A 26,462-nucleotide genomic window follows, 5' to 3' on the forward strand; every position below is an offset into this window, starting at 1 on the left:
ATGAATTCACAGGTCAAAGTTTTAAAAGAGTCAGTTGCTCGTAAAATTGCCGCAGGAGAAGTCATTGATCGTCCAAACTCCATTGTTCGGGAATTGATGGACAACGCCATTGATGCCGGTTCAAGCAGAATTGAATTGAGTCTGGAAGGAGGCGGCATTGACCGTATCCGACTGGTAGACAATGGTTTGGGCATGAGCAGGGAAGATCTGAAGCTCTGCTGTCTGCCCCATGCCACCAGCAAAATCATGACAGAAGATGATCTTATGACCATCCGCAGCTTGGGATTCAGAGGGGAAGCCCTCTCCAGCATTGCCGCCAGCAGCCGCCTTGAAATCACGACATCCAGGGATGCCGAAAGCTGGAGACTCAGTATTCTGGATGGAAAAATAACAGAACCCATGCCCTGGAGAGGAGACAAAGGAACCATAGTAGATGCTCAGGATCTATTCTATTCCATACCAGCCAGGAGAAAATTTCTTAAAAACCCCGGTTCAGAGGGGACTCTCTGCCGAAAGACTTTTTTAGAGAAGTCTCTTCCCTTTCCGGACATCCATTTTCAATTGACAATGAATCAGAAAATCAGAACAGTTCTCCCTCCCTCCAGTCTAAGAGACAGAGTGAGCAGCGCCTTTGGTGATGCCTGCCCGGCGGGTATGATGGATGAACGAAGCACTGAAATGGAAGGAGCCAAGATCAGAATCATAGCCGGTCGCCCCGAATGGAACCGCTCTGACCGCCGGTATATGCAGGTCTATGCCAACAATAGGAGGATTGATGAATACGCCTTCATCCAGGCTATGCAATATGGCTATGATGAACTTCTCCCCGGTGGAGTCTTCCCCGTCTGTTTTGCCTTTCTGGATGTTGATCCGGCACTTGTCGATTTCAATATCCATCCTGCAAAAAGAGAAGCCCGTTTCCGAAATCAGGGGGCACTCCATCATGAACTTGTCAATCTTATCAAGGATTTTTTAAGAGAATTCCGGCCCGTTTTTCAGGGTTCGACCCTTCCCGAAGCGTCTCAGCAGGAATTGGCTGGGCATCCTCAACCCAACAACAGTGTAGCCAAAGCCAAGACAGAGTGGCCTACTTCCCATCAATCCTATCCTGCAACACCCGAGGCACAGACCCGACGTTTCACCGAACTTGTGAGAGAGACAGCACCTCTTCGCAGTCATCTCCATCCCAAAGAGACAGATCATAAACCAACATATCAGGACTCCCCTCTAACAGCCTCAGAGCCTATAGGAGAAGGAGAGATTCGTTATATGGGGCAAATTATGGGGGTCTTCTTATTAGCGGAACTGGGTGATTCACTATTTATAGTGGATCAGCATGCGGCTCATGAAAAAATGCTTTTTGAAAAGTATAAAACAGAGCTTCCCCCCCGACAGGATCTTCTCATTCCCTTTGAATTCGAGGCCTCCCAGGAAGAAATACGCTTCATGGAAGCTCATAGAGGGCTCTTTGAAAGTCTGGGGATATCCTTTGGTCCAGGACAGGCAGGAATGTGGGAAATCACATCCCTACCCCGTGCTGCATTGAATATGGAACAGGCGATTGCCGATTTCCTGAAATGCCGCAAGGGCAGCCCTGCGGAACTCCAAAAAGAGCTTTACGCCACCATGAGTTGCCGAAACGCCATCAAGGAAGGCGATCCCATAGACCCAGGCGCGGCGGAAACACTCCTCCGTAATGCCTTAACATTGGAAAACCCCCGTTGTCCCCATGGCCGCTTGCTCTGGTTCAGGCTGTCCAGGGATGAACTTTATGGTCTGGTTGGACGCCTAGTATAAAGGAAATCATCGGATCATCTGTTCCAGCTCATCCTTGGCTTCATAGCTGGGATTCTTCTTCAGCAATTCATTTACAGTAGCTGTGGCATCCTCTTTCCGTCCCAGTGAAAACTGTACGTGAGCCAATTTATCCCAGGCATCCCAATTGACAGGATTGAGCTTGATCACCTGCTTCAAGGCACTCTCAGCCTTCTCATTCTGAAGGTCATTCAGATATGCCTTTGCCAGGTTAAACTGTATTTCTTCATCCTGGGGGGCCAGTTTGAGCCCCTTCTGATAGCTGTTCACGGCCTGAACATAGTCTTCCATATGTAAAAAGACATTTCCCAGATTATTATATACCACAGAAGAACCTGGATCGAGACGCTCCGCTTCTTTGAGGTAAGTCAGGGCCATTGTATAATCTTTCTGACTGTCATAGATCACCCCGAGATTGATCCTGGGTTTGACATAGGAGGGATCTGCCGCAATGGCTTGTTTGTAAGACAGAATAGCCTGATCAGTCAGCTCTAGAGCCTCGGAGATTTCACCCATTGTATAGATATAACGACTATTGGAGGGGTCAATTCTAATTGCCTGGGCTGCCGAGTTCAAGGCCGAAGAAGGATCACCCTTGGCCTGATAGATCAGAGCGATGTTCTGATAGATATCACCATCAGTAGGATTCAGCTTCGCGGCCTTTTCATAGGCAGCAATGGCAGCATCGTATTCAGAATTGATGTAATAGGCGGCACCGAGGCTCCTTAGATACTTGCCTTCCTCCGGTTTAAGGTCTGAAGCCTTTTTAAAGTAACTGATACCACCGGTGACGATCCCCTGGGAGAGAGAAAGTTTTCCGGCTTCCCAGTAGGAAGCAGCATGATCGGGCCTGAACTTTATGCTGAGTTTCATTGTTGCCAGGGCGTCCGCATCCCTTCCGAGCTTGAGGTAGGTGAGTCCCATGGCAAAATAATTCCCCACAACAGAGGGGTCAATGGCTTCACTCTTCTTGAAGGATACCAGGGCTTCCGAATACTGCTTAGCTCTGTATTGGAGTTTACCCATTTCATAATATAAATTGGCATCCCGGCTGTTCAGCCCTGTGGCTTTCTTGTAATAATCAATTCCTTCTGCCAGCTCTCCGTCTTTTGCGGCAATATCACCCAGGGTCACAAGATTTTCCCAGTTGGAAGGGTCCAGCTGTATTGATTTTTTCAGATTGTCCCGGGCCTCACTTCGGACAGCCGATGAATCAGGGTTCCCCTTGTATTGGGCTTGTCCCAACAGGGTATACCCCCGCGCATCCTGACTCTCTAGAGAGATGATTTCCTTTCCTTTGCCTTCGGCCTCGGACCAGGAACCACGTCTTAAGGCCGAACTGCCCTCTTCATAAAGGGTGCTAATTTTCTTTTCTTTGGCTTCCCTAGCCTGTTTTTCGGCCTCGGATTCAGCATCCTTACGTGCCTGTTCCGCCTCACGTTTCAAAGTGGAAGCTCTTGCAGATGTAGGATCCAGTAGCAGAGCCTGCCGTGCCAGATCTATAGCCCTATCATATTCTTTATCTTCGAGGGCTGATTCACCCTGTTGAACCAGGGATTCTACTTTTCTTTGTAGTTCCTGCTCTTTTCTCTGCTCTTCTTCCCTGCGGGCTTCCTCCTGCTCTCTTTGAAGCCGCAGCTCCTGTTCCCGGGCCAGGATTTCGGCAGTTCGATCTGAACCACCCTCCTGATTCTGGAGTGAATTTCCCAGATCATCCAGACTATCACGGAGTTTACGGTTCTGTTCTTCCAGCTGCTGAAGATCGGCCTGCTTCTTCTGCTCATCGTAATCTTTTTTTGCCTGGATAATTTTATCCCTAAGTGCCCGGGCTTCCTCATCGGAGGCATCTTCGATGAGCAATCCATCCAGAAGATCAAGGGCCCTCTGAAACTCCCTCTGATCCAGATAATCCTGAGCCAAAATCATAATATTGCTTCGCTTTGATGAACCTTCTGCCACCGGATGTGTCTGAGACCCTCCGGGACTTTTGAGGATAAACCAGGTGAGTAATCCCATGAGTATGAGTAGAAGGATTGCCCCGCCTATGATGAAAGCTCTGCGTCTATTATCAAACATTATATCTCCTTGTGGTCATCAGTCGTCCAGACCTGATTCTTCAAATTCTTCTTTTAACTGTTCACTTTCAGCCGTGATGCTCCGGGTTTCTTTCCCGGAATTACTCAGGCTATTGAGGATATCCTCCAGAAGGGCCTTCTGTTTAGCCTCTTCTTCCAGCCGTTTCTGCTCTGCGAGCAGTTTCTGTCTGGCTTCTTCTTCCAGCCTCTGTTTTTCTTCCAGTTCCTTCTGTTCTGCCAGCTCCCGTTCCTGCTGAATCCGCTGTTCCTCTGCCAGTTTCCGAGCTTCTCGCTCATCCAGGGTTTTTCTGAGTAAAGAGATCATTTTTTCTATGTTCTCCCTCTGATTTGTTTCAGGATCTTCCATAAGATAGTCCAGATACAAATCTATGGCAGCATCATAGGATGCGGTGGCAACAGACAGATTGGCTAGATTCAAAAGAGACGCTGTCCGTTGTTCTCCAGGAGACTGGAGAAGCATCTCATAAAGAGAAGACGCCTGATCATAACGTTTTCCATTAAAATACAGATTGGCCAGATTGAATGTCAGATTTTCATACTGAGATCCTCTGATATCACGTCCCCTGGAGTAGTAACTCTCCGCACGGGAAAGATCGCCTTTATTCTGATAAAGGATACCCAGATAGAGGCAGGCGCTGTCATTAACAGGATCATTCTGGAGGGCTTTCTCAAGATTCAGGACAGCCTGATCTGTGCGCCCCTCCCTGAAATCATTCAGACCTGTTTCATAAAAATCAGCACCCTGAAGGAACGTACTGAGCAAAAGAAAAACAATTGTAAGAAATCCCTTGTTTACCATACAGCCCGGGCCTCCCTTTGGTTTGACAGATTCATTGAAACTGTTTAGATTATTAACATACAGAAAAAAACCTTCCTTATCCATAGTGAAGTACTAGATCTATCGATGAGTTCTACTAACAGAGGGCTTGATTTTTTTTCGGGGAGTACATGAATATTATCATCATCCTTATAATAATTTTCGGCACTGCGCTGGCCGTTTTTACCTTTTTTATCATCAAATCTGTAATGGCTCCAAAAAAAGTGGCGTCCCTGGCTGATCTTGTTAAACAAAATAAAAATGCTCAGGCCATACGTATCGCCAAACACATACTCATCAAGGAGCCAAGGAACAGTGAGGCGCACTACCTCCTGGCCAAGGCTCTTGAACAGGATGGGAAAGCCGAGCTGGCTCTGATGGAACTGAAGACAGTCAGCAATCTCAACGATTTTAAGGGATACTGCAAAGAAAATGAATTTCGCCCAAGAATAGCGGCTCTCTATGACCAGTTTAACTTTCCAGAGGAAGCTCTTAAGGAGTACCTTCTGTTGATCAAAATGGAGCCCTATAACCCCGATTATTACTTCCGGGCTGGTGCTCTTTTCGAAAAACGGAAAAAAAATCCCCAGGCTGCCCAGTATTATAAAAAGGCAATTGACATGGACCCCCGCAATTCAGAGGCTCATTTCAGCCTGGGAATTCTGCTCTATAAGGGAAAGAGGTACAACGATGCCAAGATTATATTGACCAAGGCACTGAAACTGAAACCAGACAACTACAAGGCTCATTTTTTCCTGGGCCGTATGCATAAAGAAGCTCAAAACTATACGAGTGCAATCCAGTCTTTTGAACAGGCCCAAAAAGATAGCGAATTCAAGATAAAAGCACTCATAGAGAGAGGAATCTGCTTCATAGCCATCAAGAATTTTGACAAGGGAGCCACCGAATTGGAACGGGCAGTAAAACTGTCTCAGGATAAACCCGATGATTCAACCCTCTTTGCCCGCTACTATTTGGCCATGTGTCATGAAAAACGCCGGGATATTGAAAAAGCCATTGAACAGTGGGAGGCAATTTACAGCAAGAAGCAATCCTTCAAGGATGTAGCCGAGAAATTGAGCCAATTCCAGGAACTCAGGGAAAATGACAGGATGAAGGATTATCTAACCTCATCCAACCAGGAGTTTCTAAATCTGTGTTCCAAATTGATGGAAGTCATGAAGTTCAGCATTTCTGATCAGAATCTTACATCCCTCGGCTGCCAGATCATAGCCACCGAAAAATCGATAGGACAGTGGCGGAATACAAAAAAAATGCCGCACCTCATCCATTTTTACAGAATTACTGATAATATAGATCAACCTCAGGTTCGGGAATTCCATGAGGATTTGCAGAAACTGAAGGCATCGCGAGGTATTATGATCACAAGCTCCCAATTTACAAGAGCTGCCAAAGATTTTACCGAGTCCAGGCCAATTGAACTTATCGATAAGGGAAAATTGCAGGATCTTCTTGAAAAAGCCGATAAAGTCATACTGCGGAAATGAAAATACTCATTGTTGCCGACCATAAAGACCCTCTTGTATATTCACCAAACATTAAAAAGCGATTCGGAGAGGTCGAAATTGTCCTGGGAGCGGGTGACTTACCTCTGGAATACTACGGATTCATTGTCAGCAGCCTGAATAGACCTCTGTTTTTTGTCTTTGGGAACCATAACCTCAAGCGGTATAATACATTTAAGAAAGGGGAAAAATCATCACCCTTCAACAGTGAAGGGCCCGACCCTTCTGCCGTTAAAAATATCTACAATGACAGCTTCGGAGCTACCTACATAGGGGATAGAGTCTTGCGTCTCAAATCCAAAAACCTTCTCATTGCCGGACTGGGAGGCAGTCTCCGTTACAACAAGGGAGTCAATCAGTACAGTGAGTTTCAAATGCGGATCAAAATGCTGAAAATGGCCCCCCGGTTGATCTGGAACAAATGGCGTCATGGGAGGTATCTGGATATTCTGCTCACCCATGCCTCTCCCCGGGGAATCCATGACAAGGAAGACCCCTGTCACCTAGGATTCAAGAGTTTTCTCTGGTTTATGGACAAATACAAACCCCGTTATCTCCTCCACGGCCATATTCACCTTTACTCTCTCAACGACAAACGGGTCACCCTTTATAATGAAACAACTGTCATCAATACATATGACCATTACCTACTGGATTATGAGGAAAATGATGGATAAAAACTTAATGAATTCCCAGGCTTCATCTGATTTTAACAGAGCTAAAAGCAGAGCTCTGTTCAATACAATCATGAACATCCTCAAGCCTGAGAGAAGACAGCTGTTGTCATTCTATGATGTAAAATCCCTGATTAAGACAAGCTCTGAAAGCTATAGAGGAATGCAGGCTGTTAATATTGACCAGATTGCGGGTAGCGAAGGACGTTACAGTGATTTCAACAAGGCCTTTTTCCCCAAAAAGGAACATCTGAGAAAACGTTGGGAAAGCATAGATAAAGCCTATATGGGAGATGTAAACCTCCCGCCTATCATGCTGTATAAAATTGGAGATCTTTACTTTGTCCGAGATGGCAATCACAGGGTCTCCGTGGCTAAGGCACAGGGTGTATATTCTATTGATGCCGAAGTAACAGAGCTTTCCACTGAGATGGAACTCACTTCAAAGATGGATATGATGGATCTGAAAAGGACTGTCATAGAGTATGAACGGAATCTCATTCTGAAGCAAACTGATCTGGATGGGATCATTGAAGAGGGGGAGATCTTTTTCACGGCTCCCGGTCGATACGAGGAGATGTTACAGCATATCCTGGGACACAAGTACTTTATAAATATGAATCAGGAAGAGGAGATACTCCTACCCGTAGCGGCACGATCCTGGTATGAAAACCTCTATACTCCCATAGTGAAGGTGATCCGAGACTCCAATTTGCTCTCCCGATTCCCCGGACGAACCGAAGCGGACCTTTATATCTGGATCGTAAAACAGTGGCATTATATGAAAGAAAAATACGGTCCCGAATACCCCCTGGAGGCGGCGGCGGCCAAATATACCCAGGAATTCGGCTATAGTTTTTTTAAAAACCCACTAAAATGGCTGCAGCAGAAGTTTAATCCTGTGGAGTAGAAGACTCAAAAAGGGGCTTGTCCCGCTATCGTTGGTACTTTGAGCAGATATGGCCCTGATTTTAGACCGAATCCACCCTCCTCATCCTGAAAATACAACATAAACCAGTTAACAATCTGCAGCTCTTCCTGTTCCAGCAGTTGATCCAGGGAATACAAACCTGCAGAGACATACTTTTCGCTTACAAAATCACCCTTTTCATTATAGAACCAAAGGGCGAGTGGATCATGACCTGCTGAATCCAGTCTTATGAAATCACCCTGCAGCTGGGCCCGTGGAAATTCATGAATGCCCGAGGGTTTGTTCGACACATCCAGCCTAAAAAGAGACTCTTCCCTTTGACCGCTGCGGTCGACAATCAGAAGCCGGTACTCCCCTCCAGGCAGATCACTGCCCCGGGTCATTCCATTAGCACCAATCCAGTTTTCTCCATCTCGTGAAGAACTAACCCAGCTCTCTGGATTCAACTTCCAGAACCACCCCTGGTCATCCTTGAGAATCAACATTTCATCAAGATCCTCCAGCCCATCCTCATCAGAGAGCTGGGCAAAGAAGTTGAGTTCTGTATAGATTCCCCCCCGTTCCTGGTCATAGGTATGAACCACCATCCAATCCTTGTTGAGAATCTCAGGTGGACTTCCTGAACAGGAAAGGATCAGAAGCATAAAAGCTGCCGGAAAAAGAAAGGGTTTCAAGGTTCTGAAGGCTCCCTCTCGGGTTCAGCAACATAGCGTTGATGATCTTCATTGCAGATGACTTTGCCCTCTTTTTCCAGGGCATCCAGAAACAGTAGGAGTCGACTCCGGCTTAAATCTGTGAGTCCCTTCAAATTGGAGAGTTCAAAGACGGCTCCCCGCGGAAGTTTGGCCAGCAAAGAGTCGGCTTGTTTTCTAAAGGCTTGTTCTTCAACCACAAAGGTATCAAAGACGCGGATTAGCCCCCTTTTCTCCATGGCTTCCAGCCGGCTGCCCATCTTGAAGGTCTCCTTCAGAGGAAGACCCTCGCTACCAGCCTCTTCAAGGCTGTCCAGCCACATACGGCTCATGGGAGACAAAAAGGCCCTATGGTCATCACAATGATTGAAGAGGTATCCCTTTTTTCTGATAATTTTACCTTCACTTATGAGGAGGTCACAGACCTCGCGGCAGAGTCTGGCAGGCAGATTCAAGAGACCGGGCAGGTCCTCTTCACAGAGGCCTTCCTCTGCCCTGCAGCGTTTATCCACAGTCGCCACCGCCTTGTCATAGACCCTTGACATCAAAACCCATCCAGCCAGTTTGACAGACCCATCAAACTCTTTATCGAGCAAATGGGGTGGCAAGGCTACAGCACCACGAACTCGAAGATTCATGGAAATAACAGCCTCTTCACCGGGGAAGTTACTGATTTTGCTGATTCTGGCTTTCATTTTTTTCAACTCATCCATAGTCCATGGTTCGCTCATCAACAGGAGGCACTCTCCAGTCTTTCCATTCCCTTCCAATGTATAAATCTGCCCTGGAATTTGCAAGAATGGAACTCGGGAACTCAAAATGACGGCCTTGTCCCCTTCCCGACAGTTCACCGAATCGGGACTGATGAGGTTTGCTGTGTCCCTCAACTTGAGGCTCATTGAATCGACAGAGGAGATCTTTTTTTTCCAGAGGACAAGAGCTTTTCGACCCTCTGTAGCCCCCGTTTCTTCAGGGATAAGCACGTTTCCTCTGTTCAATTTGGCTCTGGACAGGCCCTTTAATTCCAAAATGACTTCATCTGAACCGGGCAGAGGTAGAAGCTGTTTTATTCGCAAAGACAGTCTGCCTGGGAAAAGGAGAAATCGGCCCGATTCGGGTGGTTGACCATGAACGGATGCCTTCAAGGAGACCCCTTTTCCTTCCGATTCAGGAATAGTAAGGACTGTATAATGACTAATGTGTGACAATGACTGTCTCCAGAATGATTTTTTTATTTTTTTTTGCCGGAAACAAGACAGAGAGTGGACAGGTCGGGCTATAATTAAGTCCTTGGAAATTTGATCCGGCAAAACTAATTATACCATAATCTGTCGGTATACGTGAATACGTCCATGACATCAGAAGGAATTATGAATCTCCAGGAAAAAGCAGAGACCCTGAACATAAGCACCCACACACTGAGGAACTGGAACAAACGCAGGGAATCTGCCGAAAAAGCCTCCACAACTCTTGTGAGCCGGGCCAACAAGCTCAATTCATCCCGCCATATCCTGCCGGTGGAACTGCTTCAATTTAAGGAAAACAAAGAGTCCCTCCAGAACATCCTCGATGTGCTCCTCCTTCAGCCTCTGAATCTGGAAGGAAAAATTCTTCTCTTCTCCCTGCATTTTCTTGTATTAAAAGGTCTCCTCCAGCTCAGGTCTAACTCCACGACTCAGTGGAACCTGCTTGGCCTAATCAGGGAGTCTTCCTGTGCTCCTGTGATGCAAAGAGAACTCAAGATGCGCCTGAGCCGCCTTCCCCAAGACGAAAAGCACCGGTCTTTAAACATGCCTCGTGATTTTTTCTCTTACCAAAATCAGAACCTTCAACGTGAAACCGACCTGCCCGGTCTTATATACCAGACCCTCAGGAATGAGGGTACCAAGTCCAGAAAGGGAGCCTGGTTTACCCCTGCAAGCATTATTGATTCAATGATAGCTCCCTATGTGAAGCAGACAAATGGTCTCTATGATCCTTGTTGCGGTTCCGGACTATTTCTTTGCCGTTTTGCCGAAAAGAAAGGGAATCCAGATTGCGTCAGAGGCATGGACAGTGATCCAACATCCGTATTCCTGAGCAGGATCAATTTGTTTTCAAGGTTTCCCCAATGGGAAAACTTTAATAATATCAGAGAAGGAAACAGCCTTAAAGTTTCCACCTGGCAGCTAAACAGCGACGACCTAGTTGCCACGAATCCTCCCTGGGGCGCCCATCTCAGTGCAGAAGAAAAAAAAGAGATGCTCCAAACCTACCCTGAAATCAGCTCTTCAGAATCAGCCTCTTTATTTTTGCTACGCAGCACCCATGAAATGCATCCCGGTGGAGTTGCTACCTTTCTGCTTCCTGAATCACTATTTTATGTTAAGACCCACAAAGACATCAGAACCTGGATACTTCATAAGGCTCCTCCCCTGAAAATCATGGCAAGGGGGGCACTCTTCAAGGGGGTTCTCACAGCCGTGGTCTCCTGTGATTTCCGAAAAGAGGGAAAGCAGAGAAAGGCAACAGTCTTCACAACCCGTAAAGAGAAAATAAAGGGCTCTGAAACACTGTATAAGAAAGAAACTCAGCCTTTGAACCGTTTTGTACAGAATCCGGATAAGATCATCAATTTCCACTGCTCCCTGGAAGCCCAGGAGCTCATCAAAAAAATACGGAATTCAGAGGTGAAACAGCTCCCGAAGGGCTGTCTGTGGTTATTGGGGGTTGTTACTGGAGACAACAAGCGTTTCATCTGTGAATCCCGAGAAGAAGGAACCCGCCCTCTACTCACCGGAAAAGACCTCTATCCCTTCGGACACCATCCTGTTTGCCACTACCTTAAGATCGATGACGGTCCGCTGCAGCAAAACCGCCCACTTGAAGAGTACGCACGCCCTAAACTTGCCTATCGTTTTATAGGTTATAAACCCGTCTTTTCAATAGACAGGAAGGGATTTATCACATTGAACTCGGCCAATGGATTCGTGCCTCCCCGAGTAGAGGATTTGGAAGAGTTTGCCTTCTGGTATAACTCCTCTCTCTTTCGCTTTCTGTGGTTCAATCAATACCGCTCGGTCAAGATGCTCCGCCGACATCTGGAAGAACTTCCACTCCCCCTTTGGGACAAACATGAATTGAAAGAGGTTTCGAACCTTGCCAAAAGAGCAGAAAAACGGCAGGATGTTCAATCTCTTATGGATGAAATGATTTTCAGACATTTTAAACTGACAAAAGAGGAAATAAGCATTGTCTTCAACCAAAGCTGACATAAAACTCCTTGTATTTACGGGAAACCCTGGGTTGCAGTATAAAGAAACAAGACACAATGCCGCTTGGCTGTGCCTTGAATCCTTTGACAAAAAGTACTCCCCCGGATGGACTGAGAAATTTATCAGCCGTATGGTGGACATCCGCATAGAGGGGAAACAGATTCGACTTCAGCAACCCCTGTGTTTCATGAATAAGACAGGAGAATCTGTACGGAAAGCCATGGATTTCTTCCATCTGGCTCCAGAGGAAATCCTTGTCATACATGATGAACTAGAACTGCCTTTCGGAACCATCCAGTTGAGATTCGGAGGAGGATTGGGAGGGCATAACGGATTGAGGTCTCTTAAACAGCATTTGGGAACAGAGGAGTTCTACAGACTGCGTTTTGGGATTTCCAGACCATCAAGGGGAGATGTTGCCTCCTGGGTGCTCTCCCGATTTTCTGCAGAAGAGATGCCTCTGATGGAAATTTTATCAGATAGGTGCCTCAGAGTTCTTGAAGAATTCATCAAGGGAAACCAAAATAAACTAATAGGCAAAAAAATGAATATCCAGGAAGGACTTTTCCTATGAACAAAATAAAGATCGGAATTATTGCTGCTATGGAAGAAGAGGCGGCGGGGCTCATCCAAAAAATGACCAAACGAACCGAAGAAAAAATAGGAGCCTTTACCTATCATGCAGGATTGATTGAAGGACAGTCGGTCTGTCTGCTCCAGTGTGGTATCGGCAAGGTGAATGCTGCTGTAGGAACCGCTGTCATGATCAACAAATGGTCCCCTTCATATATCCTCAACACAGGATCTGCCGGAGGATTTCACTCAAACCTGACCATTGGAGACATCGTCCTCTCAGATGAGGTAGTCCATCATGATGTGGATGTCAGCGTCTTTGGTTATGAGTCGGGTCAGGTCCCGGGTATGCCGGTGACCTACAAGGGAGACCGAAAACTCCTCAGTTGTGCTTTAAACCAGAAATCCGAGGACCCTACAGTTCACTTGATCAGCGGCGTGATCGCCTCGGGGGACTCATTCATTTCAAAAGAGGATCAGATATCCAGAATACAGACGGTTTTTCCACAGGTCGCAGCCTGTGAAATGGAAGCCGCGGCTGTGGCCCAGACATGCCATCTCTTCGGAACAGCTTTTCTCATCATCAGATCGATCTCCGATGTAGTCGGAGATACAGACAATCATATCTCCTTTGATGAATTTCTGCCCATTGCGGCGCGCAATTCCATTGATATTGTGCTGAAAATCATCAAGACTCTGAGTCAGTAATTCTTAAAAATATCACAAGGGAAGGTCCTATGGAAAAAATACCAAGTTTTAATATCGATCACAATAAGCTCCTCAGGGGAATTTATGTCTCCAGGAAAGACCAAGTAGGCGGTGATACAGTCACAACCTTCGATATCAGAATAAAAGAACCCAACAGAGAGCCTGTGATGGACAACGCAGCTCTCCATACTCTGGAACATCTGGGAGCCACTTACCTCAGAAATGATCTTCAGTGGAAAGACAAAATCATCTATTTTGGCCCAATGGGCTGCCGGACGGGATGTTACCTCCTCCTCAAGGGAGACCTGGAATCCAGCGAGATCGTGGAACTTATGAAAAATATGTTCCGCTTTATTGTCGATTACAAGGGTGAAATACCAGGAGCAGCGGCCAAGGATTGCGGAAACTATCTGGATCAAAATCTGGATATGGCAGCATGGGAATCTCGAAAGTTTCTCTCAGAAGTCTTGGATGTTATTCAAGACAGTAATCTGATTTATCCATAACCCAAAGAAAAACAGGAGCTAATAAACATGGCTGGAGCCTTGATATTTAACGACTACAATGATTTCTGCCGGCAGGCAGCCAAGCATATACTAACAATCTTAAACTTATCCCTCGTTCATGGAAAACGCTGTTCCATGGTCCTTTCTGGAGGAAGTACACCCGAAGGAATTTACAAATACTTAGCAGAGAATTCCGATGGATTTGATTGGAAGCATGTCGATTTTTTCATCGGAGACGAACGCTGCGTACCCGATGATCATATTGATAGCAATTATCGAATGATCAAAAAGAGTTTTCTCGATAAAATTGAGCACAAGCCCAGTCAGGTTTTTACGATTAATCAGAATTTGACTCCCCAGGAAGGTGCCCGGGACTACCATTTGAGAATCAGGGAATACCTTGAAAATAACAGTGTCTTTGATATTGTACTCCTGGGAATGGGACCCGATGGACACACAGCCTCCCTGTTTCCCGGATACCCCGAACAGAACGAGCTCACCAGATTGGCCGTAGCCACAGATATTGAGGCTCCCTTGGCCCCTTATCACCGCAGAATAACAATGACTCTCCCTGCCCTGAACAGAAGTAATCATACGGTTCTGCTCCTGCGGGGAGGAAATGAAAAAGTCGAGATAATGAACAGGGTTCTCCATCCCCAAATCGGAAAACACCCGGATTATCCTGTGAGCCGGATTCAGCCAGAAAGAGGCAGAACCTACTGGTATTTCTCACAATGAAACAGGATGCCAGAATTCAGATTATCCGCAGGACCTCCTGGATTGGTATCATAGGCAATGGATTTCTGGCACTGCTTAAGATTATCCTCGGTTTATTCTCCGGTTCCATCGCCGTAGTTGCAGACGGAATTGATTCATCCGCGGATATTGTGACCTCTTTGATTACACTGTTCACAGCCAATATCATCAATGAACCTCCCGACAAGGAGCATCCCTGGGGACATGCCAGAGCCGAAACAATTGCAACGAAGGCACTTTCCTTTTTCATATTCTTTGCTGGAGCCCAGCTGTTTATTTCAACTATCCAGAATCTGCTGACAAATGAGCTTAGACAGCTTCCAGGAAAATGGGCTCTTGTGGCAGCAGGCATATCCATTATAGGGAAAATCCTTCTGGCTCTGAACAAATACAATGCAGGAAAAATTACAAAAAGCTCTATGCTCATTGCGGATGCAAAGAATATGCAGAATGATATCATTCTTTCCCTGACAGTTCTCATAGGCCTGGGGTGTACCTATTATTTTAACCTGCCCCTCATAGACATGCTCACAGGGCTCTTCATCAGCCTCTGGATCATGAAAACAGCCTATTCCCTTTTTATGGAAACCAGCATTGAGCTCATGGATAGTGTCTCGGATGACACTCTATACTCTACGGTATTCAAGGCTGCAACAGAAACACCGGGAGTTATAAATCCTCATAGAGCCAGAATCCGAAAGCTCAATAATCTTTATGACATAGACTTGGATATTGAAGTTTGCGGTACCATATCTGTCAGAGAAGCACACGGGATTGCCGTCAAGGTAGAAGAAAATATAAAAAAGGCCCTCCCTGAGATTTTTGACATCATGGTTCATGTAGAACCAGAGGGTAACATTGAGTCCGGCGAACAATTTGGCCTGACCCCCGAGGATTTCTAGTCCATTGATCCTTCACAAAAAAGCAGGATTTACCCTGCATACCTGGCAGACCCTGGATCATTTGGGTGTGCAAGCCGGAACTGTGTCCGGTATGAATACGGCTCTCCATGCCCCGGAAGGCGTGAATCGAAAGAAAATTCTCAAAAACAGAGCCCTCCTGGCAGAAGAACTCGGCAGAACTGCTGATCAATGGATTTATGCCGATCAGGTTCACGGGAACAGATCTTTTGTAGCAGGACCCGATCACAGGGGCCTCGGAGCTCTGGACAGAACCACGGCGATTCCCGCTACAGATGCCATCATACTCGGGCATCCGGGGCTTCAGGCCATGATCTTTACGGCGGACTGCCTACCGCTGATTCTCTTTGATACAGAAAAAAAATATGCGGCTCTGATACACGCCGGCTGGAGAGGGATTGCAGGAGGAATAGTCCCTCAGGTACTGGAACGGATGTGCAGTGAACTGTACAGTCATGTTGAGAATATACGAGCAGTAGCAGGACCTGCCATTGACAGCTGCTGCTATCAAATCGACAGCCCCGTCTATGATGCTCTGACAGGGTCTTATCCGGAAACTCTCAATGCTTTTAAAAAAGACGGCAAAAATCACTGGCGGCTGAGCCTTGAAAAAGCCGTATTTCATCAATTGATAGCAAAGGGGATAAAAGAAACACAAATGGAGGGCAGCAATCTTTGCAGCTGTTGCCAGACTGATCTGTATTCCTGGCGCCGAGAGGGGGCCGGATGCGGCCGGATGGCAAGCTATATCTGCACATAAAAAAAGGACTGCCGGGCAGTCCTTTTTTATGTTCGAAAGAAACCGTTTATTTTTTTCCAAACAGTCTGGAAAGAAGTCCTTTCTTTTGAACTGGAGCCTTTTCTTTCACCTGATTTACAGGGCGGGCACTCTTTGGGTTCTGAGATGTTTTAGAGGAACTGTTCTTATTCGTTGCCCCTTTGTTTGCATGGCTATTATTGACTGGTCCCTTATTTCCGGAACGCTGAGCAACCGGGCGGCCGGATCTCTTCCTGTTGCCGCCGTTTCCGGACTTTGATCCGCCTTTGAAAGATTTGATAGTCCCTTTATCTGCCTGAAAATCCTCACCGTATTTGGCTTTGTAATAGGCTAGTCTATCTTCAATGCTGTTCTTACTGCTGACCCGTTCCATGGGAAGACTGGCGGGAGCCTTGTTCTCTCCACGGTTGCGGGATCGATTATCCGTAGGCTTTTGTCCCTTGTATGAGTTTTTACGTTTCCTGTTTCGGCTTATGCTCTGTTTTTCACTGCCATTGTGGGTATTGCTCTTTTTGATTTCTTCATCAACGGAATCCATGGTTCCCGACACGGCCAAAACAGCAGACTGAACACGGGCGGCTCTGGCATCCAGAGGACGTTTGTTTCCTCCGCTGTATTTCCGGCTGACACCACCACCGTTTCTAGGACGGCCTCGTCCATCACGGCGTCCTTGATGATCTCCGGAAGCTCCCGCCCTTTTATCAAAGTGAAAACGCATTCCTTCACTCTTGTCTTCAACCATCAGATCTTCATCGGCCCAGGATACGGGTATTTTCTGTCCCGTAAGTTTTTCAATGGCAGGTAGTCCGTATACGAACTTTTCACAGGCCAGAGTGATGGCTTTACCAGTCTTTCCTGCACGGGCAGTTCTACCAATTCGATGGACATAACTCTCTGCGTCTGTAGGCACATCATAATTGACTACCAGAGAAAGATCGTTGATATGGAGTCCTCTGGCAGCGACATCTGTCGCCACAAGAAAGGGTGTTTTTCCCTCTTTGGCTTCTTCAACAATTTTGAGTCTCTTTTTCTGGGGAAGATCGCCCATAAGGCACTTCGCATGATATCCGTTATGCTCCAGCCGTTTAGCGACCTCATAGGTTGTATGTTTCGTATTGGCAAAGATAATAGCTGTATCGGGTTTATCCCGCTTCATTACGCCCAGAAGAAGCTTCATTTTTTCTTCAGCACTGACATGGTAGAGTTCCTGAGTGATGGCCTCTACGGCAAGCTGCTCGGGTTCAATCACAATTTCACCGGGATTGTTCATATACTCCCAGGCAAGATTCCCCACCTTGGCATTCAAGGTAGCACTAAAAAGCATGGTCCGCCTCATGTCCGCAGCGGGCATTTTACTCAAAATCTTCCTGAGGTCGGGTAGGAATCCCATATCAAAAAGTCTATCAGCCTCATCAATGACAAGAATTCCCATCTCTGAAAATCGAATTTTCCCTGATTTACTAAAGTCGATCAGCCTTCCAGGGGTGCCAATAAGGATATCGCATCCATCGGCCAGGGATTGTTCCTGTTCGTTGTATCCCACACCTCCGTAAAAACTTCCAATTCTAAAATCAAGGTGCTGCCCCAGAACCTTAGCTTCTTCTTCGATTTGAACGACCAGTTCTCTTGTGGGGCAAATGATGAGGGCTTTCTGCCCCTTAAAGTGTTTATCTTCGCCTAATAATTGAAAAATTGAAATTAGAAACGCTGCGGTCTTTCCTGTCCCGGTCTGAGACTGGGCAAATACATCTTTGTTTTCTAAAATAGTCTGGAACGTCTGTTCCTGTACTGGCATGCACTCTTTAAAGCCTGCCGATTCTATACCCTTCTGGATATTCTCATTAAAATTAAATTCGGTAAATTTCATCTAAATTGTATCTCACACATTTGTAGCATATTTTTTAGTCCGGTCGGAATTATTCATATCATTGCTTAGTTGTCTGCCTGAAAATCATTTATTCTTCAAAATCAGAAACCATTGATTCAGTAAATTCATACGGGTACTGAGAACTCCACACCGGGAGACTCCTGTTAAATGTAACCTATTTTCATTACTTTTCAGGTTACGATCCCAATAAGTATATATTTTTTACATATAATTGTCGATATAGTAGACATCCCCTGAAGGTCATAATCTAAAAGAGAATGAAAAAAAAAATAAAACTGCTTCTGTCCACTCTGATAATCCCTCTTTTCTCAGCCTGTCGCGTCCAGACTCCCGTTGAATATGAGGGTTTCATAAGTTCAACTCCATTGCCACAGTTACTCAATCTGAGACTGTCAGATATTCTCATGGATAATAGGTTTCTCTATCTGGTTTCACCAATCAGCGGGACCTTACTATTTTGTCTGGGAATCATTCTGCTGTTTCTTCGTAAAAAGGATAAATCATCCCTCTACCTAGCTTTATCGTCCCTCATAGCAGCCCTTGTGTACACCCTGCCCTTCTGGGTAGACATGGTGAACCTTCCTCGCGAATTTTGGTCAGCTCAAATGATTAGGACCGTGTTCCTCCTTCTCTTTTACAAAACCTATAGATCCTGGTGCCGTAAGGCCCTGTATCACAGAACGAAGGTATGGTCTTTCCTGCTGTCATCCATGCTTCTCTCAATAGCCCTCATAGGAACTCTCTTATCGGGCCACTTCCCGCAGATTCTGAACCTTCAATGGCCCGTTCCGATACTCGCTTCAGTACTGATCCTGGATTCAGTTATAAACAGCATCTTATCATTTCAAAGGAAGGATGACCGTTCAGGAATTGCAGGAGTGCTGACTCTGGTTCCTCTCATTGGACTCTCCCTCTGGTTATACTATACAAGACGGTATACAGGTTTGTTCCCATTCCTGAACAACCTCTACTTTGCCCTCCCTTCTCTTTTGATTTTGTGGCAGTTTGCATTGACTGTCAGCCTCATCCAGAGACGGTACAACAAGGAAGAGCAACGAAATAACATACTCAGAAAAATGGTAGAAGACGAGGAGATTCAAAAAGACAAGCTAGAAGAGATGATTGAAAATCTCGAAACCCGATATGAGGAAGAAACAAGGATTCCAGACTATAGTCTGGAATGCTCGCGGAGACTCCTGGAACAGAAGGGAGACCCGGCTTTGAGTCTTCCCGAATCATGGTCGGGAGCCCATCGCCTGATTGCGGATAGTCACCAATGGCCCATGCTGGGAGTTTGGAACAGTGGAAAAGCCCTCCTTTTTGCCGAGAACTTGGGAAAAGAATCTCTCGTGCCCTTACTATACCTTCAGGAAATCTTTAAGAACATGAAGATTGAAAAGCCGGCACAGATGATGAAGTTACTGAATGACAGGATGTGCTCTCTCCATCAGAATATGGAAACAGGCCTCTCTGCGGTATACCTCTATTATTTAGATGATGAGCTGATCTGTGGTACTGCCGGCAGAGTCAGGATTTATATGCAGAAGAATGACGGTAAAATTGTTCCTGTCCAGACTCAGAACAAACCGGTAACCTTTAAAGAAGGATTAGGAGTAAGAGCCCAAACGAGAGAAGACGGAAAACCATACCGAATCCCTCTTGAGAAAGGGGATAGAATCATTTTGGTATCCTCCAGTCTTACAGACAGGGAACTGGGAGTTTCGGGAGAGCTTTACGGACAGAAATCACTGTACAGGGTGCTCAGGAGCCATGAATCAGCCAGTCCTGAAAATACAGTGCTGGCCATCCTAAAGGATTTTGATGATTTTGATCTGGGAAATACTCTGGATAGGCAGATTTATGCGGCGGTTTTCCAGAAAACCTGAATTTGAATCAGATATTATGGGGACTCCATTTATCATTCTTGACCATATCCACTACCTTACTGAAACGTAGTTCTGATTGAATCTGTTCCACCCTGGCAACAATGGATTCATGGTCAAGCTTACATTGTTTGATCAATTGATCCCGTGTAGCCTGAGCCAGGAATTCCGATGGAACACCAATATGGTCGTAGAGAATATCCGAATGCTTTTCTGAAAGAATCATGGCAATTTCTTCACCCATTCCGCCAGAGCCAATTCCTTCTTCAACGAAAAGAATCTGTTCATAATTTTGCAACAGCCCCAGGAGGGCCGGTTTATTCAGAGGTCGGATAAACCTCATTTGATACACATCACACTTCAGTCCCTTTTCATCCAGAATATCCGAAGCGCTTACAACCTCTTTCAGGAGTCCTCCTAAGGAGATGAGCAGGATTGTAGAATGTTCTCTTTTTTTGACAAGGACACCCTTCCCTTCTTCCAATGGCGTATCCTGAACTTCTCCACAGGAGTAAGTAGCTCCCTTAGGATAACGGATCAGTACGGGTTGATTTGCCCCTAAAGCCCATTCAAGGGACATTTCAATCTCTCTCGCACTCTGAGGAGCCAGGAAGGCTAAACCGGGAATATTCCGGAACATGACCATATCAAAGATCCCCTGATGCGTTTCGCCATCATCACCCACAAGACCGGAGCGGTCCATGCAGATAACAACGGGCAGACCTGGCAGAGCGATATCATGGATGAGTTGATCCACGGCTCTCTGCATAAATGTGGAATAGATCGCCACAACAGGCTGCATTCCGGAGGCTGCCAGGCCAGCGGCAAAAGTCAGTGCATGCTGTTCAGCTATGCCCACATCAAAAAAACGCTGCGGAAATTCTTCTTTGAAGGGAAGTAAACCAGTACCTGATGACATGGCTGCCGTAATAGCCGCAACCTTATCATTCTTCTTAGCCTCAGTGAGGATAGCACAGCCAAAGGCTGCTGTGGTGGTGACCGTTTTCGGATCTGCCTTAAGAGAAGGATCGACCTTCCCCGTTTCTATGGCAAAGGGACCGACACCGTGGAAAGAAGAGGGATCACCTTCGGCATGTGCATAGCCTTTGCCTTTGGTTGTGAGGACATGAAGGAGTACAGGCCCCTCAATTTCACGGACATGTTCAAGAACATCTGTCAGTTTCTCAATACTATGACCTTTCACGGGACCAACATATTTAAAACCCAGGTCAGTGAAGAGATTTTCCTTATAGACAATCCCCTTCACTCCCCGCTTCAATCGGTAAACCCATCTAAGAAGTGATTTTCCTACGAAGGGAATATGAGAAATGGTAAAGTCAACAACAGTCCTGAAGCGTTTATAACTGACGGTCAATGCCAACTGAGAGAGGTAGGAAGACAAAGCCCCCACATTCCGGCTAATAGACATGGTGTTGTCGTTTAGTATGACAATAAGATCCTGTTGAAGATGACCGGCAAAATTCAGGGCTTCAAGGGCTTGTCCCCCTGTCAGAGCACCGTCTCCGATGACACAGAGAACCTTGTTGGTTCTTTTTTGAATATGATCACCTGCCAGAACACCCATTCCTGCAGAGATCGATGTTGAGGCGTGTCCGGTATTAAAAATATCATGTGGATTTTCATCCCGCTTGGGAAAGCCGCTGAGACCTCCCTGCTGCCGTATTGTATGAAACAAATCGGCCCGTCCGGTGAGAAGTTTATGGGTGTAGCACTGATGGCCTACATCCCATATGAATTTATCACGAGGCGAGGAGAAGACTTTATGCATGGCAAGGGTCAGCTCAACCACACCCAGATTGGATGCCAGATGACCACCATTCTGACTGACTGTATTGATAATACAGTCCCGGATCTCTTGAGCCAGGTCATCAAGCTGTTTTGAAGTCAGGGATCTTAACTGTTCCGGATGGTTAATGCCGGCTAGAATTGGATATTCTTTCACACATCACCTCAGGCTGAAATAAGCACCAAAGGGGCGCCAAAATAAAAGGCGGTATTAAAAATACCGCCCTGTCTCACAAGAAATTCAAACTATTTATGTTTATGTCTGTTCTTTCTCAGTTTCTTTTTTCTTTTGTGAGTTGCGATTTTCTTTCTTTTACGTTTTCTACCACAGGGCATTGTTCGTAATCTCCTTACTACTTATGGTTCATCCTGTCGGTTCATGCCCTACAGGTAATCTAAATTCTCATCTCCGGCTGTACAGAGCTTAAATATTATGCCGTTTTCATCCATGGAGGTCAAGTCCCGGACCTATGAAAAGCATCAATCCTCTCCCGGATTTCCTGACTCCTGTCGGGGTTAAACCACGAGACTCCCGGAAGAGAACGGAAAAATGTCATCTGCCTTTTGGCATATCGCCTGGAATTCTGCTGGATTCGGTCTTTTACATCCGATAAAGTAAGACAGCCTTCCCTCAGAAAAGGAAAAAACTCACTATATCCGATGCCCTTCATTCCAGGGTCATCTTCCCTGGCTCCCTGGCTGATCAGAAATTGGATTTCATCATAGAGCCCTCTTTCAAACATGAGGTTCACCCGTTCATTAATCCTTTCATACAACTCTTTCCTTGGACGCTCCAGTCCTAAGAGCAGACAGGAAAGATCATTTCTGGGCTGACGGCTTATCTGAAAGGATGAAAGAGGCTTCCCGGTCCCTTCAAAGACTTCCAGAGCCCGGACGATACGGGATCGATCCATCGGCATCAGCCTGGCGGCTGTCTCTGGATCGACCCTGGTCAGCCTTTCATGGAGGACTCGGGGCCCTTTTTCATCTAGTTCTGCATTCAAAGCATTCCTGATTTCTCCTGAAACAGGAGGGATTCTAGGAAGTCCAAAGAGAAAATTTCTAAAATAAAATGCTGTCCCCCCAGAGATAACCGGGAGTTTTCCCCTCTTATGGATACTCAGAACCCGCTCTTCTGCGAGACGGACAAAATCACCTGTATTGAACTGTTCTGTATAGTCTAGTATATCGATGAGATGGTGAGGCATCCGTTGTAAATAGGAAGGATCTGGTTTGGCACTTCCAATATTCAGCAGACGGTAGACTTGCATAGAGTCTGCACTTATGATCTCACCGCTGTCACTAAAGAGCTCTTCCAGAAGATCTGTCTTTCCTACTGCAGTCGGTCCAAAGAGACAGACAACAGGAGGAAGAGGAGAATTACTTCTGGTATTCGTACTCAACTTTTTTAGAGATGATTTCTTCCAGGGCGGTAGAGACGATTTTGCCTCTATTCTTATCAAGATCATCACTACCAGCTACACTGATCTGTTCAGCTCTATGAATAGCGGCATTGGTTAATTCATACATATTGCCTTCATGATTTACAAGGTCTCCCAGAGGGATAATTAACTCGCGATTAATGGGCATGGACAGTCCTTATCATCAGATTTGAGATATTCAGCAGAAGTATACTGATGCCGAGTCTCTTTGTAAAGACAGACAATGGGCAGAACTGATATATTAATGATGAACACTGAAACGGAGGGACCATTGCTGCGGCATTTCCGATTTTTCTACAAACTCTTCATTGCCTTCTTCTTGACAGGAGTCATCCCTGTGGCCCTCCTCAGCTCTTCCTTTGCCCTTTTTTCTGGTGGCATTGTAACAGGATCTTACAAACAGCAGGGCCTCATTGCCATCAAAGGGATGTCGGAAGATCTGAATACGCTTTTGGAACGGTATCGCCACACAGTCTATTCCCTCAGCAGTGATGATGAAATTATTGCAGCTATCCTCAAGGACGCTGATCCTGAACGGTCAGAACTTCTGGCTCTCTATCAGAAAATCTATAGGGCTCTTAGCGGCCACATTGATCATGCCTCCCTGCATGTTATCAGCCGCACAGGATTTCCCTCTTTTTCTACACAGCAGATACCTAAATCCTATCTCAATATGGACGATGAGGCGGCAGGTGGTTTATTTGCCCTGGCCCGCAAGCATCCCGAGAAAAGCTGGGCAGTTTCTAACCATTTCATAAATGAAAGAGGGAATATAGTGATGATGAGTCTATGCCGGGCCGTACGGGATTTTGACGGAACCATCATCGCGTATGTTGTCCTGGATATCAATAAACCCTATATCGCCCAAATAAGTGAAGAAAAGAACCAGGATGTGTTTTCCCAAATTCTGATTGTAAATACTAGTCAGAATCTCGTCAGCGACCTAAGACACAGCGAGAATGACGGCAATTTCAGTCGTCTGCCTTTCCTTTCTGATATTCCAGACAAACTTTCCGGCTCTTTTACAAAAGAGGATCTTTTAATCATCTACACCCCCTTGGCAGTGGAACCCTTTGTCCTAGTCGGAGCCCTGCCCCTCAACATAGTCCTATCCAATCTCAGTTATCTTATTCGGGCAACTCTGTGGCTGCTCCTTTTGTGTATAATTCTGGCGGTTTTACTGGCTCTCCTCGTCTCTCGTTCCATCTCTAGACCGGTTCACAGCCTCACACTGGCCATGGGTCAGGTAGAAGAAGGAGATTTGTCCGTACGAGTTTCAGAGAACAGAGAGGATGAGATAGGACTCCTGCTCAAACGTTTTAATATCATGACCGGTCAAATAGAAACCCTCGTTAAGGAAACCAGAGAGGAACAGGAAAAACTGAGGGTAGCTGAACGAAAAGCTTTGCAGGCTCAAATTAATCCTCACTTCCTCTACAACACCCTGAATACCATCAAATCCATTGCAAAATTGGAAGGTATAGATCAAATTACAACGATTGTAACACAGATGGGAAAGCTCCTGCGCCATACTATTGATAATGAAAAGGAAATTGTGACTCTTGCTGAAAGCTTGGTTCTGGTGGAAAGTTATCTTTCTATTCAAAAAATACGGTTCGGGACAAGGCTCAGTTACAGCATTAGAATTCCTGAGGAATATTCAGATCAACCCATTCCCAAACTTATGCTTCAACCACTGGTTGAAAATGCTGTAATCCATGGATTGGAACAGAAAATGGGTCCGGGGATAATTACCCTCCGTGGTTGGAACCAAGAGAAGGATCTCATCCTCGAAGTTCAGGATAACGGGAAGGGGATTCCTCCGGGACAAGAGCAAATTGGAAGCAGCAACTCTCATGGGGTGGGTCTCTCCAATGTTCACAGACGTCTCCAATTGCTCTATGGTGCACCCTATGGATTGACCATTGAGAGCCAAGCGGATAAAGGAACCACCATTCGTATCAGAGTTCCTTTAAAAGAGGAAGAATAAATGATTAATATCATCCTTGTTGAAGATGAAGAATACCTCTTAAAAGAACTAGCCCTGACCACTCCCTGGCAGGAATTGGGATGCACACTCCTAGGAGAAGCTCGCAATGGCCTGGAAGGCTTATCTATGATAGAAAAGATCAGGCCACACCTTGTTATTACAGATATAAGGATGCCTGGAATGGACGGACTCACCATGCTCAGAGAAGCAGAACGGATTCTGGGGAACAAGGCCCCATGGGCGATCATCCTCACGGGTCATTCTGATTTTGAATATGCCAGACAGGCAGTACGCCTGGGTGTAAAGGATTACCTTCTTAAGCCCATTGATGATGAAGAATTCCATAGTCTTTTGTCCACCATTGCAAAGAAGATTGAGACAAGTCTGCAAAAACAGAAAAGAAGAAAAAAGCTGGAGATGATGAAAGAGAGCCGCCTTGCCCTCTTCCAAGAGTATGGCAGCCCAGTAAACGGAGATGGAAAAGATGAGTATATTCGTCAATCTGTTGCGTATATCAGAAAAAACTACCACCGGGATATTTCTCTTATGGATACAGCGGAAAACCTGGGAATAACCCGGGGGTATCTTTCCCGTTTGTTCAAAGAGAAAACAGGATACACCTTCCTGGAGTACCTGACATTCTACAGATTAAGAAAAGCATTAAAACTCCTGCAAAAGAGCTCTCTCAAAATCAGCGAGATAGCCCATCAAACGGGATTTCCCGATGATGGATATTTTATCCAGCTCTTCCGCCGTCAGATAGGAGTAACCCCTGGCCAATATAGAAGTGGGAAATTTAAGGAGCCTTAAAACACTTAAGAGTACTCAATTCCTGCCCTGGCAAGATCCTTTTCAAACACATCTGCCTCTGTGAAAAGAAAGGAATGAATCCCTAAAGTTCGGGCTGCTTCAATATTTTCAGGCAAATCGTCTGCAAAAACCACCTCTTCGGGATTCACCTTCTCCCTGTCAAGAATCCATTGATAGAAGGCGGGCTTCGGCTTGGCAACTCCCATTAAATGAGAGGCATAAACGGTATCAAAGACCTGATAATCCCCTTTTTTCAAATGATACTCATAATGTTCACTTATAGTATTTGTACCACAGACAACGGGACAGAACCTTTTTATACGGCGAATCAATTTTTCAGTATTACCATCTAGAAACGGCTCATATAGATCAATCATCAAATTCATTTTTTCAGGGGGTATGATCCCGCTCTTATGAGTGAATCTCTTCCAGAAATCAAAACTTGAGAGTTTCCCTTCCATTAAGGGTATTAAATCATCGGAGATATTTGAAACAAGAGATTCCAGTTCCAACCCCATCAAAGAGGCAATGCTAGGAAGGATATCAAACCGACGGACGAGGACTCCCCCCATATCAAAAATAAAGAGTTTGGTCATG

Annotated in this window: 23 protein-coding genes; 14 read left to right on the plus strand and 9 right to left on the minus strand. The window is 45.8% G+C overall.

What is annotated here, in order from left to right; all coding sequences use genetic code 11:
* Positions 1-1,797 (plus strand): DNA mismatch repair endonuclease MutL, encoded by a 1,797-nt coding sequence (gene mutL, locus EXM22_RS08695; RefSeq protein WP_149486139.1) that lies wholly within the window; start codon positions 1-3, stop codon positions 1,795-1,797.
* Between the two features lie 6 nt (positions 1,798-1,803).
* On the opposite strand, the gene EXM22_RS08700 is transcribed toward mutL, so the two are convergent.
* Both EXM22_RS08700 and EXM22_RS08705 read right to left on the minus strand, forming a co-directional pair.
* Complete coding sequence (locus tag EXM22_RS08700) at positions 1,804-3,891, minus strand: tetratricopeptide repeat protein (protein WP_149486140.1); 2,088 nt, start codon at positions 3,889-3,891, stop codon at positions 1,804-1,806.
* 18 nt (positions 3,892-3,909) lie between these two features.
* Complete coding sequence (locus EXM22_RS08705) at positions 3,910-4,710, minus strand: tetratricopeptide repeat protein (RefSeq protein WP_168203422.1); 801 nt, start codon at positions 4,708-4,710, stop codon at positions 3,910-3,912.
* Between the two features lie 149 nt (positions 4,711-4,859).
* Here EXM22_RS08705 and EXM22_RS08710 point away from each other — a divergent pair, with 149 nt between their 5' ends.
* The 3 genes from EXM22_RS08710 to EXM22_RS08720 are packed head-to-tail and all read left to right on the plus strand — an operon-like array spanning position 4,860 to position 7,838.
* Positions 4,860-6,236, plus strand: a complete 1,377-nt coding sequence (locus EXM22_RS08710; protein WP_149486142.1) for a tetratricopeptide repeat protein — start codon at positions 4,860-4,862, stop codon at positions 6,234-6,236.
* Positions 6,233-6,931 (plus strand): metallophosphoesterase family protein, encoded by a 699-nt coding sequence (locus EXM22_RS08715; protein ID WP_149486143.1) that lies wholly within the window; start codon positions 6,233-6,235, stop codon positions 6,929-6,931. Before EXM22_RS08710 ends, EXM22_RS08715 begins: the two co-directional genes overlap by 4 nt.
* On the plus strand, positions 6,921-7,838 hold the full coding sequence (locus EXM22_RS08720) for a transcriptional regulator (protein ID WP_149486144.1): 918 nt from the start codon (positions 6,921-6,923) through the stop codon (positions 7,836-7,838). Before EXM22_RS08715 ends, EXM22_RS08720 begins: the two co-directional genes overlap by 11 nt.
* Positions 7,839-7,843: 5 nt before the next feature.
* On the opposite strand, the gene EXM22_RS08725 is transcribed toward EXM22_RS08720, so the two are convergent.
* Both EXM22_RS08725 and EXM22_RS08730 read right to left on the minus strand, forming a co-directional pair.
* Complete coding sequence (locus tag EXM22_RS08725; protein ID WP_149486145.1) at positions 7,844-8,533, minus strand: hypothetical protein; 690 nt, start codon at positions 8,531-8,533, stop codon at positions 7,844-7,846.
* On the minus strand, positions 8,530-9,759 hold the full coding sequence (locus EXM22_RS08730; RefSeq protein ID WP_149486146.1) for a hypothetical protein: 1,230 nt from the start codon (positions 9,757-9,759) through the stop codon (positions 8,530-8,532). Before EXM22_RS08730 ends, EXM22_RS08725 begins: the two co-directional genes overlap by 4 nt.
* Positions 9,760-9,921: 162 nt before the next feature.
* On the opposite strand from EXM22_RS08730, the gene EXM22_RS08735 reads away from it, so the two are divergent.
* Genes EXM22_RS08735 through pgeF form a run of 7 tightly spaced genes read left to right on the plus strand, consistent with a single transcriptional unit; the run spans position 9,922 to position 16,028 of the window.
* The gene (locus tag EXM22_RS08735; RefSeq protein WP_168203423.1) at positions 9,922-11,802 is read left to right on the plus strand and encodes an N-6 DNA methylase family protein; all 1,881 of its coding nucleotides are present in this window, start codon (positions 9,922-9,924) and stop codon (positions 11,800-11,802) included.
* A complete protein-coding gene (gene pth / locus EXM22_RS08740) occupies positions 11,783-12,379 on the plus strand; it encodes an aminoacyl-tRNA hydrolase (protein ID WP_246157097.1) in 597 nt (198 codons plus the stop codon). The genes EXM22_RS08735 and pth overlap by 20 nt, the downstream gene beginning before the upstream one ends.
* The gene (locus EXM22_RS08745; protein WP_149486148.1) at positions 12,376-13,086 is read left to right on the plus strand and encodes a 5'-methylthioadenosine/adenosylhomocysteine nucleosidase; all 711 of its coding nucleotides are present in this window, start codon (positions 12,376-12,378) and stop codon (positions 13,084-13,086) included. The genes pth and EXM22_RS08745 overlap by 4 nt, the downstream gene beginning before the upstream one ends.
* Before the next feature lie 29 nt (positions 13,087-13,115).
* Positions 13,116-13,592: an S-ribosylhomocysteine lyase gene (locus EXM22_RS08750; protein ID WP_149486149.1), complete on the plus strand. Its 477-nt coding sequence runs from the start codon at positions 13,116-13,118 to the stop codon at positions 13,590-13,592.
* Positions 13,593-13,619: 27 nt separating this feature from the next.
* On the plus strand, positions 13,620-14,330 hold the full coding sequence (gene pgl, locus EXM22_RS08755; RefSeq protein ID WP_149486150.1) for a 6-phosphogluconolactonase: 711 nt from the start codon (positions 13,620-13,622) through the stop codon (positions 14,328-14,330).
* Entirely contained in the window at positions 14,327-15,250 is a 924-nt protein-coding gene (locus EXM22_RS08760; RefSeq protein ID WP_149486151.1) for a cation diffusion facilitator family transporter, read from the plus strand. The genes pgl and EXM22_RS08760 overlap by 4 nt, the downstream gene beginning before the upstream one ends.
* A 4-nt stretch (positions 15,251-15,254) precedes the next feature.
* Positions 15,255-16,028: a peptidoglycan editing factor PgeF gene (gene pgeF / locus EXM22_RS08765; RefSeq protein ID WP_149486152.1), complete on the plus strand. Its 774-nt coding sequence runs from the start codon at positions 15,255-15,257 to the stop codon at positions 16,026-16,028.
* A gap of 46 nt (positions 16,029-16,074) precedes the next feature.
* Here the strand turns inward: pgeF and EXM22_RS08770 are convergent, their stop codons facing one another.
* Positions 16,075-17,913, minus strand: coding sequence for a DEAD/DEAH box helicase (locus EXM22_RS08770; RefSeq protein ID WP_149486153.1), 1,839 nt, complete (start codon positions 17,911-17,913; stop codon positions 16,075-16,077).
* 278 nt (positions 17,914-18,191) lie between these two features.
* Between EXM22_RS08770 and EXM22_RS08775 the strand changes: the two genes are divergently transcribed.
* Positions 18,192-19,820 (plus strand): SpoIIE family protein phosphatase, encoded by a 1,629-nt coding sequence (locus EXM22_RS08775; RefSeq protein ID WP_149486154.1) that lies wholly within the window; start codon positions 18,192-18,194, stop codon positions 19,818-19,820.
* Positions 19,821-19,827: 7 nt separating this feature from the next.
* Here the strand turns inward: EXM22_RS08775 and dxs are convergent, their stop codons facing one another.
* The 3 genes from dxs to EXM22_RS08790 all read right to left on the minus strand — a co-directional run bounded on the left by dxs (position 19,828) and on the right by EXM22_RS08790 (position 23,213).
* Positions 19,828-21,780 (minus strand): 1-deoxy-D-xylulose-5-phosphate synthase, encoded by a 1,953-nt coding sequence (gene dxs / locus EXM22_RS08780; protein ID WP_149486155.1) that lies wholly within the window; start codon positions 21,778-21,780, stop codon positions 19,828-19,830.
* Positions 21,781-22,078: 298 nt separating this feature from the next.
* Positions 22,079-23,026, minus strand: a complete 948-nt coding sequence (miaA, locus tag EXM22_RS08785) for a tRNA (adenosine(37)-N6)-dimethylallyltransferase MiaA (protein ID WP_168203424.1) — start codon at positions 23,024-23,026, stop codon at positions 22,079-22,081.
* Positions 23,004-23,213 (minus strand): DNA-directed RNA polymerase subunit omega, encoded by a 210-nt coding sequence (locus EXM22_RS08790; RefSeq protein WP_149486157.1) that lies wholly within the window; start codon positions 23,211-23,213, stop codon positions 23,004-23,006. Before EXM22_RS08790 ends, miaA begins: the two co-directional genes overlap by 23 nt.
* Positions 23,214-23,288: 75 nt before the next feature.
* Between EXM22_RS08790 and EXM22_RS08795 the strand changes: the two genes are divergently transcribed.
* A complete protein-coding gene (locus EXM22_RS08795; protein ID WP_149486158.1) occupies positions 23,289-25,055 on the plus strand; it encodes a cache domain-containing sensor histidine kinase in 1,767 nt (588 codons plus the stop codon).
* On the plus strand, positions 25,056-25,865 hold the full coding sequence (locus EXM22_RS08800; protein ID WP_149486159.1) for a response regulator transcription factor: 810 nt from the start codon (positions 25,056-25,058) through the stop codon (positions 25,863-25,865).
* 5 nt (positions 25,866-25,870) lie between these two features.
* Here the strand turns inward: EXM22_RS08800 and EXM22_RS08805 are convergent, their stop codons facing one another.
* Positions 25,871-26,461, minus strand: coding sequence for an HAD-IA family hydrolase (locus EXM22_RS08805; protein ID WP_149486160.1), 591 nt, complete (start codon positions 26,459-26,461; stop codon positions 25,871-25,873).
* Position 26,462: the final 1 nt, after the last annotated feature.

This window comes from Oceanispirochaeta crateris (assembly GCF_008329965.1).
In the GTDB taxonomy this organism is placed as follows: domain Bacteria; phylum Spirochaetota; class Spirochaetia; order DSM-2461; family DSM-2461; genus Oceanispirochaeta; species Oceanispirochaeta crateris.

What these genes read in the sequence shown, in the direction of transcription:
- EXM22_RS08770 (WP_149486153.1), bottom strand. Translation starts at nt 17,913, where the DNA reads ATGAAATTTACCGAATTTAATTTTAATGAGAATATCCAGAAGGGTATA.
- EXM22_RS08775 (WP_149486154.1), top strand. Translation starts at nt 18,192, where the DNA reads ATGAAAAAAAAAATAAAACTGCTTCTGTCCACTCTGATAATCCCTCTT.
- EXM22_RS08805 (WP_149486160.1), bottom strand. Translation starts at nt 26,461, where the DNA reads ATGACCAAACTCTTTATTTTTGATATGGGGGGAGTCCTCGTCCGTCGG.
- EXM22_RS08735 (WP_168203423.1), top strand. Translation starts at nt 9,922, where the DNA reads ATGAATCTCCAGGAAAAAGCAGAGACCCTGAACATAAGCACCCACACA.
- EXM22_RS08750 (WP_149486149.1), top strand. Translation starts at nt 13,116, where the DNA reads ATGGAAAAAATACCAAGTTTTAATATCGATCACAATAAGCTCCTCAGG.
- EXM22_RS08790 (WP_149486157.1), bottom strand. Translation starts at nt 23,213, where the DNA reads ATGCCCATTAATCGCGAGTTAATTATCCCTCTGGGAGACCTTGTAAAT.
- EXM22_RS08715 (WP_149486143.1), top strand. Translation starts at nt 6,233, where the DNA reads ATGAAAATACTCATTGTTGCCGACCATAAAGACCCTCTTGTATATTCA.
- EXM22_RS08705 (WP_168203422.1), bottom strand. Translation starts at nt 4,710, where the DNA reads ATGGTAAACAAGGGATTTCTTACAATTGTTTTTCTTTTGCTCAGTACG.
- EXM22_RS08760 (WP_149486151.1), top strand. Translation starts at nt 14,327, where the DNA reads ATGAAACAGGATGCCAGAATTCAGATTATCCGCAGGACCTCCTGGATT.
- EXM22_RS08795 (WP_149486158.1), top strand. Translation starts at nt 23,289, where the DNA reads ATGGGCAGAACTGATATATTAATGATGAACACTGAAACGGAGGGACCA.
- EXM22_RS08720 (WP_149486144.1), top strand. Translation starts at nt 6,921, where the DNA reads ATGATGGATAAAAACTTAATGAATTCCCAGGCTTCATCTGATTTTAAC.
- EXM22_RS08745 (WP_149486148.1), top strand. Translation starts at nt 12,376, where the DNA reads ATGAACAAAATAAAGATCGGAATTATTGCTGCTATGGAAGAAGAGGCG.
- mutL (WP_149486139.1), top strand. Translation starts at nt 1, where the DNA reads ATGAATTCACAGGTCAAAGTTTTAAAAGAGTCAGTTGCTCGTAAAATT.
- pgl (WP_149486150.1), top strand. Translation starts at nt 13,620, where the DNA reads ATGGCTGGAGCCTTGATATTTAACGACTACAATGATTTCTGCCGGCAG.
- EXM22_RS08710 (WP_149486142.1), top strand. Translation starts at nt 4,860, where the DNA reads ATGAATATTATCATCATCCTTATAATAATTTTCGGCACTGCGCTGGCC.
- EXM22_RS08800 (WP_149486159.1), top strand. Translation starts at nt 25,056, where the DNA reads ATGATTAATATCATCCTTGTTGAAGATGAAGAATACCTCTTAAAAGAA.
- EXM22_RS08700 (WP_149486140.1), bottom strand. Translation starts at nt 3,891, where the DNA reads ATGTTTGATAATAGACGCAGAGCTTTCATCATAGGCGGGGCAATCCTT.